General features: G+C 63.2%; 5 protein-coding genes. All 5 read right to left on the bottom strand.

Going from position 1 to position 11,637, the window contains the following annotated elements; genetic code table 11:
- Positions 1 to 97: 97 nt before the first annotated feature.
- Positions 98 to 229 (bottom strand): hypothetical protein, encoded by a 132-nt coding sequence (locus L1071_RS16245; protein ID WP_281504673.1) that lies wholly within the window; start codon positions 227 to 229, stop codon positions 98 to 100.
- 108 nt (positions 230 to 337) lie between these two features.
- The gene (locus L1071_RS16030; RefSeq protein ID WP_246977026.1) at positions 338 to 1,525 is read right to left on the bottom strand and encodes an HlyD family type I secretion periplasmic adaptor subunit; all 1,188 of its coding nucleotides are present in this window, start codon (positions 1,523 to 1,525) and stop codon (positions 338 to 340) included.
- Positions 1,526 to 3,718, bottom strand: coding sequence for a type I secretion system permease/ATPase (locus L1071_RS16025; protein WP_246977024.1), 2,193 nt, complete (start codon positions 3,716 to 3,718; stop codon positions 1,526 to 1,528).
- The gene (locus tag L1071_RS16020; protein WP_246977022.1) at positions 3,715 to 5,124 is read right to left on the bottom strand and encodes a TolC family protein; all 1,410 of its coding nucleotides are present in this window, start codon (positions 5,122 to 5,124) and stop codon (positions 3,715 to 3,717) included. The genes L1071_RS16025 and L1071_RS16020 overlap by 4 nt, the downstream gene beginning before the upstream one ends.
- Before the next feature lie 161 nt (positions 5,125 to 5,285).
- The coding region (locus L1071_RS16015; RefSeq protein ID WP_246977020.1) for an Ig-like domain-containing protein at positions 5,286 to 11,637 on the bottom strand (6,352 nt) is incomplete at its 5' end.

Here is an 11,637-nt window from a genome sequence, read left to right as displayed (position 1 = left end):
ACTTCAACGACTTCTAGAGGGAGGTCGACGCCCAACTGGCCGAGCATCCGGTGAAAATCGTCAATGGAGTAACGTTCATCTTCGGTTACCAGTGTTTTTACAAGTCCACTTCCGGCGGTGCCTTCACCAAGGTTGGCAACGACATCTTCGACGGGGTCCAGAAAACGACATAGCTGCCGACACCTGCATCGAACACCGCTATGGGCTGGTTGAGTGTGTTGGATGTCATGGCCTGCTCTTATTTTTAGATTGATAAAGTTAATTCTTATACAGTATGACATATCGTGCGTTAATTATTTGGGAGTAGCCGGGGCCAGTGGTTCGCCTATCAACGCACTCAGTAGAGATCTGCCTTGAGCAGCGGCTTGAGCAGATAGTCCAGCACGCTGCGTTCGCCGGTCTGGATGTCGACCTGGGCGATCATGCCGGGAATGATCGGCAGATTCTCGCCGTTATGGGTCAACGAGCCGCTGTCGGTTCGGATGTAGACCTTGTAGTAGGACTCCGTGCCGCGCGGCGTCTCCTCCTCGATGGTATCGGCACTGATCTGGTCGACGGTGCCCTCGAGATCGCCGTAGATCGTGTAATCGTAGGCCGTGATCTTGACGCTGGTGAACATGCCCGGCGCCAGGAACGCGACATCGCTCGGCTTGATCTTGGCCTCGATCAGCAACTGATCCTCCATCGGAATCACCTCCATGATCGTCTCGCCCGGCGGTACCACGCCTCCCCGGGTGGTGTAGTTGATGGCGTTGACCCGACCATGTACCGGAGAATGCAGCTCGGTGCGCTGATACTGATCCTGACGCTGTACCAAGACCTGCTCCAACGAGGAGAGTTCGCCTTTCTTGTCAGTCAGCTCGGTATAGGCGTCCTGCACGTAGCTGTTCTGGATTTCGGCGCGTTTACCCCGTAGCGACGCCATGTCCTGCTGCAGCTGTAGCGCCTCCATCTCGCTTACCGCCTTACGCTTGACCAGCGGCTGGATCAGATTCAAGCGGCGCTGCGCCATCTGAATCTCGTGGCCCAGCGATTCGCTGGCCTCGCGGAGCTTTTCACGACGCGCGTGAAACAGCTCGCGCTCGGACTGGGCCAGCGAGCTCTGCGCATCGACATCCTCCGGGAACGTGATGCTGTCCTGCTCCAGCACTTCGGCCTGCAGTCTGGCGATGGCCGCCCTCAGTGCCTGGACCTGATTTTGCGTTTCCTGGTAGGCGCTGCGAAAGCGGGTGCCGCTGAGCTGGACCAGCAACTGGTCCTTGTCGACGATATCGCCTTCACGAACTTTGAGTTCTTCGATGATGCCGCCTTCGAGACTCTGGATCGACTGGATCCGGCTGACCGGGATTACCCGGCCCTCGCCATGAGTCACCACGGCGATATGGGCCCAGGCGGCCCAACCGATGAAACTGACCAGGCAGATCAATACGGCCCAAACTACCGGGCGTGCGAGAGGATGACGCAGATTGGCGCGTGGATCGCCCAGCTGGCGCTGCAGTTCCTGATCGCTGAGTGTGGTGGCCATCTAGCGCACCTCCCTGGGCTTGGAGCCAAGGTTAGAACCACGGCTGCCAGTGGCGGCGACCCGGTTACCCTTGATGACCTGATCGAGACTGCCCTGCTTCGCCAGCTTGCCTTCGTGCAGGACGATGGCAAGCTCGGTCAGCTCGAGCAGCGGCTTCTTGTGGGTAGAGACGATCAGCGTGCGGCCTTCCATCCACCGCTTGAGGAATTCCACCGCGCGCTTCTCGTTGGTCTGGTCGAAGGCGGCAGTGGGTTCGTCCAGTAGCACGATGCGGGGATCCTGCAGCACCAGCCGCGCAAGGCCGATGGCCTGACGTTGGCCGCCGGAAACGCTGCCGCTGGAAGCGATCGGCAGTTCCAGCCCTTGGGGATGCGAGCGCACGAAACGCCCCAGGCCGACGCCATCCAGGGCCTGGAAGATCTCCTCGTCATCGTAGGCCGCGCCGTCCAGGGTCAGGTTGTCTCGCAGGGTGCCGTAGAACAGTGCGATATCCTGTGGGAGATAGCCGATTGCCTGGCGCCGGTCAGCGGACTCGATCTGAGTGATATTGACGTCATCCAGCATGACACGGCCGCCGGTGGGCTCGATGAAGCCGGAGAGCAGCCGCAGCAGTGTCGATTTGCCGGCACCGTTGCCGCCCAGCAGTGCGACGCGCGAACCCGCCTCGATCGTCAGTTCGTCGATCTTCAGCGCGGCTGGCCCCTCTTCCTGATGGCGGACCTCGACCTCCTCCAGGCGATAGTCGCCTTTGAGCCGAGGCTTGCGGACTTTCTGGCCAGCTCCGCTTTCGTTGGGGGCCTGCATCAGTTCGTCCAATCCTTCGACAGCCGCCTTGACGTGCTGCCAGCGGGCGAGCAGGGCGCAGGTCTGTCCCATCGGCGCAATCGCTCGTGAACCGAGGATGGAGCAGGCGATCAGCGCGCCGACCGTCATGTCGCCGGCACTGATGCGGTAGACCCCCACGATCACGATGCCGACATAGCCCAACTGCTGCAGCAGCGATGCGGAGTGGGTCAACATGCTGGTGACAGATCGCAGCCGGATCGAGGCGGTCGAAAGCTGGGCCGAGAGCGATTCCCACAGTGCCAGGTTGCGGCCCTCGGCTCGCGTCGCCTTGACGGTCTCGAGTTGGTCCAGCGATTCCAGCAGCACACCGTTCTTGACCGCGCCCTCGTGCAGGTTTTCCCGGGCCAGCTTGGCCAGATGGCGTTGCAGCAACAGGCCGGGGATGATCATGCCGGCGATAGCGGCCACCGGTACCCAGGCCACCGGCCCACCGATCCATGCGATGATCAATACGAAGATAGCGACGAAGGGCAGGTCGCTGATGGCGCCGGCGGTGGCGGAAGTGAAAAATTCACGCACCGCCTCGAACTCGCGAACCTGACTGGTAAAGGCACCGGTCGAAGGCGGCTTTGCCGCCAGGCGCAGACGAATCGCCTGTTCGAACAGTTTGGAGGAGAGTTCGAGATCCAGGCGCTTGCCGATCACCTCGAGCAGATGCGCACGCAGGCCCTTGAGCACGAACTCCAGCAGCACCGCGAGCGCGACGCCACTGGCTAGCACCCACAGCGTATCGAAGGCGGCGTTGGGGACGACGCGATCGTAGACCTGCATGGCGAACAGCGCAGTGGAAATTGCCAGCAGGTTGGCGGCCAGGGCGGCGACGCCGACTTCGGCGTAGGCGGGCCAGCAGGCTTTTAACGGGCCTTTGAGCCAATGTCTGGGTTCGGCTTGGGCAAAAGTGCCAGCGCGATCATCGCTGCAAGCCATTGGGCGAGCGAAGATCGCGGTACCGGTATAGATCGCTTCCAACGCCTCGCGGGTCATCACCTCCCGGCCGTCGCCGGTCTCCGGTAGTACGATGGTGGCTTCGTCGTCATCCAGCGATTCCAGCAGCGCCGTATCGCCGTCCTCGAGAATCAGCAGCGCCGGCAGCAATCGCGATGAGAGGCTGGGCAGTGTCCGGGCAGCCACGCGAGCACTGACCCCAGCCCGGCGCAAGGAACGAGCGACTTCGCTCAGGGGCAGACGTCCCTGTGACAGCGGTAGCCCGTCCCCCAGCTCGGCAACGGAAGCGGGGCGGCCGAGATGTCGACAAAGCAGGGCCATGCCTTCCCGGAGCGGGTCGGCGTAGCCCTCGGCCGGATCTTGATGACGGTTCTCGTTACGTTCGGAGTCGGATAGGCTCATGGAGCGTCATCTCCCAGGCGACCCGTGATCAGCGGGTTGATCAGCCCCAATTGCGAGGCTGCGCGATATTGAATGCGTTTCTGCTGGCTATCGAGATCGATCAACTGACGGCGGGTCGAGAACGCTTCCTGACGGATCGTCAGCAGGTCGTTGATATCGCGTAGCCCTACTGAGAACTGATCGTCGTAGAGGTCGCCGACGGATTGCGCTTCCTTGACCTGATCCGTCAGCGCCTGCTGACGTTGACGATAGACCTCGGCGTTTTCGATCAGTGTCAGCACGCTGCGACGAATTTCGCGCTGCTGGTCGTCGATACGATAGCGGGCGGCCTCGAGTCGCTGGCGGGCGGCATCGGGGCGCTGAAAATTGGCCAGTCCCTGTAGCGTATCCATGCGCAGGCGAAAACCGATGACCGAGTCATCCTGTAGCTCGCCGCCGATCTGGCGACGCTGTAATGAGCCTTCCAGATTGAGCTGGGGCTTGAGTGCCGCCTGGGTCTCGTCCAGTTCCGCCTGGGCCTGCTCGGCACTGGCTACCGCCTGACGATAGGCCGGCGCGGCGACGATCCAATCGTCCAGCGCTGCAGTTTCTTCCAGACGCGCGGTGAGCTCGCTGGGCATCGGCGCTTCCAGTTCGCCGGGTGAAACACCCACCAGGACTCGAAATTGCTGGCGGGCATCGTTGAGCGCGCCGCGTTCGGTGGCCAGTTCACCGCGCGCCTGAGCCAGATCCAGGGCGACGCGGCCCTGTTCGCTGCTGTCGGTGTAGCCGTTACTGCCGCGATCCCGGGTCAGATCTCGCAGGCTTTCGAGATCGTCGACATAGCCCTTTGTCACTTCCAGGCGCTGCTTCGCGGCCAGTACGTCCAGATAGACTTCGACGATGTCGAGCGCGGCTTCCTCCTCGGCCACGCCCACTGCCCGGCGCGCTTCTCGTTCGGCCGCGTCCGCACTGGCGACCTGGCTGTCGACGCGGCCCCAGTCGTAGAGCATCTGGCGGGCCGAAGCGTCGTAACCGAATTCGCTGAACGGGAACTCTTCCGGGCCGGCGGAGAGATCGACGGTGGGGAAATACCCCCACTCAGCGATATCGACCTCGGTGCCGGCCGCATTGGCGTCGGCGACCGCGGCGCGCACCGCCGGGTTGATCGCCAGTCCGCGGCGTATGGCTTTTTCGAGCGGGAGCGGTGCAGAGAGTGGGGTGGATCTAGGCCGGCTTTCGGTGTTGAGGGGCCTGTTCGTCGATGTCGTCGAGGGCGACCAGGGTTCGGTCGGCAGCGTCGTCTTGATCTTCGGAGCGACCTTGGAAGCCCCGTGGCCGGTGGCTTCATGCTCGACGGCGTCCCACCAGTCGGTGTCCTGACCATTCGCGATGGTCGGCGCCAGACAGACGACGATTGCCAGCATGCGTAGAGACCACCTTTCTGCGTGTTGGAATAAGTCGTCGATGACCGCTTTTCCTTTTGCCTGCGATATTCCTCGGCTGGCGATGTTGCGTCGCCAGCCCTGTTGATGGCGGTATCGGACGGCGCCGCGGCCCTCAGGAGAGGGCGCCGTCCGGTCATTGTTCAGGTCTCGATCTGGACCGTCTCCTGCTCGACCTGAATCGTCGCGTCGCCGAAGGTGTATTGATCGTAGGCGACTCCGCCGGAGACCGTTGCCTCACCCTGTACCGCGCCTGTGATATTCAACGTGTCGTTCTCGTCTCCCGTGATTTGCAGTTCGTTGTCGTCGCCAGCCAGCAGCTCGGCGTCTTCCTCTTCCAGCGTCAGTGAGTTGCCGCTGTCGCCGGAGCCCAGGTCGATGCGTTCGATATTGGAGATATTGTCAGGAGTTTGCGGATTCAGGAAGCCATCGGTGTAGTCCAGGTCGATTCCCTCGCCGCCGATCAGCAAGGTGTCGAAGCCCTCGCCACCATCGATCGAATCGAAGTTGTCGGCAGCCAGCTCGATCAAATCGTCACCGGCGCCGCTATCGACCGTATCTGCCGCGCCGAGCAGCGAATCCGTTCCGCCGCCGACGTTGAGAATGACGTCGTCTCCCGCGCCGGTGGTGAACGTCTCGGCCGCGTCGGTGCCAACCAGACGATCGCCGTTTTCGGTACCGGTCAGATTGACTGTGCCGATGTCGAGACTGAGGCCATCGATGCCCAGGGAAATGCCGTACTCACTACTGGTCTGGCCGTCCAGCTCGGCGACGACGTTGACGCCCAGGCCGGAGAGCACGTCGAGAGAGAGCGTGATATCCAGCGCCTCGACAACCTCAGTGCTTAACAGATTGATGCCCCAGGCACCGGTGTCGTCGGCCTGCGTGGTCAAGGTGACGCTGTTACCACCCAGGAACGCGGTGAACGTCAGCGTCGCACCCGGATCGGTGACCCCGCCGATTTCGAGGATCGGGCCGGTGGGTGGGAATACAGTTCCCAAGGAAAAATCGGTTATTCCGAAGCCACCGATGGTCAACAGGTCGCTACCGTCGAGCAGGCTGGCGCCCAGGTTGGCATCCACGATACCGCTGCGGTTGCCGGCTTCGTCTTCACCGTAGACCCGGAACCCGGCGTCGAGCAGATCCGCAGGACTGAACCCTAGCGAGATATCCTCGAGCAGGTTCACATCCGCCAGGCCGTCGTCACCGGTTTGCAGGGTGATCGCCTTGCTCACGCCGGCGACGTTGGCCTCGACGGTGACCGAGGAGTTGGCGTCTGCCTCGATACCCAGCGCACCGCCAATGGCGTTGAGCGTGGGCGTGCCGGGAGCGAAGGTGTCGATCAGCAGTTCGACGCCGTTAGAGGTGGTCTCCTCGCCGCCGCGATCGAGAATGGCGCTGATCACCGCTAGCCCCTGCGGTAGCTCGCCGTCGTTGGCGATGGCGAGATCGAGGAACCCGGCGGCGAGCGTGGCCGCCGTCAACGTCACTGCGGTCGTGGTGGTGGTCGTGCCAGTTTCGCTTGCCAGACGTACCCGGAAGTTGTCGCCGACCTGGGCATCCGACGGCAGGCTGACTCGCGTGGCGATGCCGTTTTCCGCGGCGTCGGCATTGATGTAGCCGTCGTTCAGCGCCTGGACCGCGATGCGCGGCGCGATCGCTTCTCCGGTATCGATGCGCGGTGCAAGCGTCACCGTTTCATCACTGACGCGGCCCGCAGCGTCGGCCACCGTCACGCTTACCAGTTCGCCGTCGATCAGCGGCGGGTCGATAGCGACGCTGAACGCGCCGGTCTCGTCCGCCGTGGTCGTGGCGTCGGCGATCTCGTCGGCGTTGAAGTCGAGCGAGACGATCGCGCCCGCCTCTGCGCTGCCGCTCACGCTAGTGCCGTCATCGGAGACGGTAACCTCACTGGCCGGTAGTGGCGGGGTGGCGTCGGGCAGGCCGATGCCAAGGGCAAACGGCTCGCTGACGTTGCCTGCCTGGTCCTGAGTGGTGACACCAATCGCGGCCTGAAGCAGGTTGCCGAGATTGAGATCGAGCCCCAGTTCCGTGAGCAGGTCGACGCTGGCGTTGCCTTGTGCATCCGTCGGCACCTGCAGGCTCACCGACTGGCCGCCGAGTGCTGCCGTTACCGTGGCGAGCGAGTCGGGCTCGCCGCCGATGTTCAGCACCCCGGTCAAGGCATTGATCGAGGCGTCGGGAATCGACGGCGCTTCGGTGTCCAGCGTGAACGCCACGCCTTCGGAAGGCGCGGAGTCGACGCCGTCGTCGCGCAGGATCGCGCCGCTGACGCTGTAGTCGCCGTCGGGTAGATCGCCCTCGACATCCGCGATGGCGCGCCCGGCTGCAATGTCGCGCTCGCTTAACGTGAGCTCGCCGGTCAGTGTGCCGCCGTCGCCCTCGATGGTCACGCTCAGGATGTCACCAGCCGCGGCGCCCGCTGGGAGGTCGGCGAGGGCCTGAACGCCGTTGGCGAGTTCGTCGCTGTTGATGAAACCGGCGTCTTCGCCCGGCAGCGTGACGATCGGCGGCGTGGAAAAATCGATATCCGCGATATCCGTCGTCGCCTCGACGCTGACGTTGCCGGCGGCATCCGTAGCCGTCGCCACGACCGTCGTACCCACTGCCAGTGCGGTTGCCGGGCTGAAACTCCAGGTGCCGTCCGTCTCTGCGGTGACGCTACCGATCGGCTCGTCGGCGCCATTGGTCAATGTCACCGTGCTGCCGGCCTCGGCTGTACCGCCCAGAGTTTCGCCGTCGGACGGGTTGATCGTGGGCACGCTCGGGGCGGTGATATCCGGCGCCGTGACCGTGATTGCTTCGGAGACATTGTCGCTGGCGTCCGTCGCGGTCACGGTGACTGCCTCGCCGTTGGCAAGTGCGGGGGCGAATGTCAGACTGAAGCTGCCGCTCGCCTCGACTTCCACCGTACCCAGTTGAACGCCGGCGTCATTGATCACGACGACGGTACTGCCGGCCGCTGTCATACCGTCGAGCGCCGAGCCGTCCTCGGCGAAGGTAATGTTGGTAAGCGTCGGCGCCGTGGTGTCCGGTGCGACGATCTCGAGCGGCTCGCTCGAGTTGCCCGCGGCGTCGGTGACGACGATTTCGGCGGTTTCACCGTCGTTCAGCGCGGGCTCGATCGCCACGCTGAAATCGCCGTCGGCGTTCGCTACACCGCTGCCGAGCGTCGCGCCGTTAGGCCCTGTCACGCTGATGCTGGCGTTCGCCTCGGTCGAGCCCTCGAGCGTGATGCCGTCATCCGTGAAGGTCACGCCTTCCGGCTGGGTCGGTGCCGTGGTGTCGGGTGCGGTCAGCGTAAGTGCCGAGCTTTCGTTGCCGGCTGAGTCGGTAGCCGTTACTGAAGTCGTTTCGCCGTTAGTGAGCGCGGCATCGAGCGTGATCTCGAAAGCGCCGGCATCATCTGCGGTAGCGGTGGCGAGCACCGCGCCGGTAGGACCGGTGACCTCGATTCGGCTTCCTGCTTCCGCGGTACCGGTAACCGTTACGCCGTTATCGCCAAGCGATGCATCGGGCACCGACGGGGCAGTGACGTCGGCGACGGTGAAGGTTGCTGGCTCGCTCGCCACCCCCGCCGGACTGGTCGCGACCACCGAAAGTGACTCGCCCGGTGCGACCGGCGTCTCCAGTGGGAACTCGAAAGTGCCGTCCAGTGCGACCGCTACCTCGCCGAGGGTAGCGCCTTCCGCGTCGATTACCGAAACCACGCTGCCTGCCGGCGCCATGCCGAGCAGAACCGATCCGTCCTCGATCACTTCAAGATCGCCGGGTGCGGCCGTGACCGTGCCGGTGACCTCGAGGGTGCCGCTGGCGACGTTGAGGGTAACGTCGCCGAGTGCGTATTGGTCGTAAGCGGGGCCTCCAGCCACCACACTCCCGACGAAGGTAGCACCCGTCGCCTCCAGGCTATCTTCCTGGCCGCCAGAGATCTGCAGCGTGCCGTTCTCTCCAACTAGAGCCAGCGCGCTGTCGGCATCCAGCGTCAGGTTATTGGCACCATTGCCGCTGCCAAGATCGATCCGATCGATGTTGCTCACGGATCCCACGCCCGATACCGTCAGATCGAGATCGAGAGCTTCGCTGAGCCTCAGTGTGTCGAAGCCTTCCCCCCCGTCGATGCTGACGAAGTCCGTGGTACCGAGCTCTATGATGTCGTCTCCCGCGCCAGCCTCTACGGTATCTCCTGAGCCAACATCGAGAATGATGTCATCGCCATCGCCGGCAGCGATGTTTTCGGCATCATCGGTGCCGCCAAGCAGATCGTCCCCGTCTCCGCCTACGATGCTTACCTCACCGATGCTTAAATCGATGCCGCTACCTGCAATGGAAAGACCGTACTCTGTACTGCTGTTGCCATCCGGATCGGTGGCAACGGCACTGATTGAGATACCCGCGAGCAGATCAGGATCGGAGAGCAACTCGCCAATCAGACCTGTCAAGCTTAGCCCCAAGTCGGCAATCGTCTCCGAACTCAGCAAATTGATGCCGAAGTCGCCGTTTTCGTCCGCTTGAACATCAACGATAGCTGAGGCACCCAGCAGCCCCACGGTCAGAGCGAGTGTGGCATTGGGTGTCGTGTTGCCACCCACCACAAGACGCGGGCCGGTGGGTGGAATCCCCAATTCTCCGAGCGAAACCTCGGTGACGCCGAACCCGCCGATCGTCACCAGGTCGCTGCCGTCGAGTAGACTGGTGCCCAAGTTGAGCTCAGCCACACCGCTCTGGTTACCGGCGGCGTCGCGGCCTACGACCGAGACGCTAGCATTGAGCAGGTCGGCCGGATTGATATCGAGCGAAATGTCACTCAGCAGGTCCAGCAGCACCGGCTCGTCATTGGTGACATCGAGCGTTACCGATGTCGTGACCCCGGCCAGGCTGATGCCGATTTCGACCGTCGATCCCGGTTCGCCCGAGATAGAGAGAGCCGTGCCCAGAAAATCCACCACTGGCGTGCTCGGGGCGATGGTGTCGAGATCGAACGCCACACTATTGGAGACGGTCTGGCTATCGCCTCGATCTAGAGTCGACGTAATTGTCGTTGCTCCTTGGGGGAACGTACCGTCCACGGCATCGAGGGTCAGCTCCAAAAAGCGGTTGGCAAGGTCCCCAGCGGTAAGCACGTAATCCTGCGCCACTGTATTCCCATCGTCTCCCGTCAATTGCAGCGTGAGGGTATCGCCCTCGGCAGCGTCGGAAGGCAAGCGAACCCGCGTATCGATACCGCCGTCCGCCGCATCGGCATTGATGTAGCCTTCTTCGACTGACTGTACGAACATACGCGGCGCGAAACCATCGGCTGGTTCATCTCTCGGCGCCAACGCCGCGACCGGATCGCTTGCGTTACCGATGGCGTCGACGACGATGACGTCGACCAGCTCACCATCGATCAATGGCGGATCGATAGTAAAGCTGAAGCTGCCGTCTTCGTCAGCCGTTGTCGTCAACTCACCGGTGCCATCCATATCGAGATCCATCAGCACCGTCGCGTTCGCTTCGGCTACGCCGGACAGCGTCGTGCCATCATCGGATATTGCCATATCGGTGGCGGGAAGCGGCGGATTGGCATCCGGGGGGTTGAGTCCGATCCTTGCGAAGTCACTGGTATTGCCGGCCTGATCCTCGGCGGCTACCGCGATACCCAATTGCGCGATATCGCTCAGGTCGAGGTCGAGCCCTATGTCGGCCAGCAGGTTGACGCTAGCGTCGCCGTTTTCATCCGTCGGCACAGTCAGGCTGACTTCCTGACCAGCGAGCCCGACCGCGAGCCGAACGATCGAGTCCGGTTCGGCATCGATGGAAAGCACCGCCGAGACCGGGTTCAACAGCAAAATCGGCAGGCCCGGCGGCGTGGTGTCGACCGTGAAGTCGTAGCCGCCGGAGGTCGCAGACTCGCTACCGTCGCCGCGCGTCAACGTCGAAGTCGCGGTGTAGTCGCCGTCCGGCAGGTCGCCTTCTATCTCGAACAGCGCCTGTCCAACATTCAGGTCGCGCTGCGTGAGGGTGTAGGTACCGCCAATGCCACCGGTACCGCCGGCGAGGGTGACGTTGATGACATCACCCAGTGCGGCATCGGCCGGCAGGTCGGCTAAAATTTGTACGCCATCGGCGAGCTCATCAGCATTCAGGAATCCATCGTCGGTTTCCGGCAACATGATCGTCGGCGGGAGCAGCGCATCGACATCGACCGTCACGGTTTCGTCCGGGCTGGCATTGCCGGCGGGGTCGGTGGCAGTGGCTGTGATTTCATTACCACCGGCCAGCGGGGTGTCGGGGGTCACGGTCCAGATGCCGTCGCCATCGACGAGGACCGGTTCGCCGAGGGTGTTGCCATCCTCGTCGGTGAGGGTCACGGTGCTGCCGGTTTCGGCAGTACCACTGATGGTGCCACCGTCGGTGGGATCGATCGTCGGCGCGTCCGGTGCCACGGTATCCAGGGTGGCGCTGTCGGTAAACGGCGCTGCGTTACCGGCA

Origin of the sequence: Chromohalobacter sarecensis (assembly GCF_023061135.1) — a bacterium.
Taxonomy (GTDB): Bacteria; Pseudomonadota; Gammaproteobacteria; order Pseudomonadales; family Halomonadaceae; genus Chromohalobacter; species Chromohalobacter sarecensis.
This window is presented reverse-complemented; position numbering and strand designations above follow the sequence as displayed.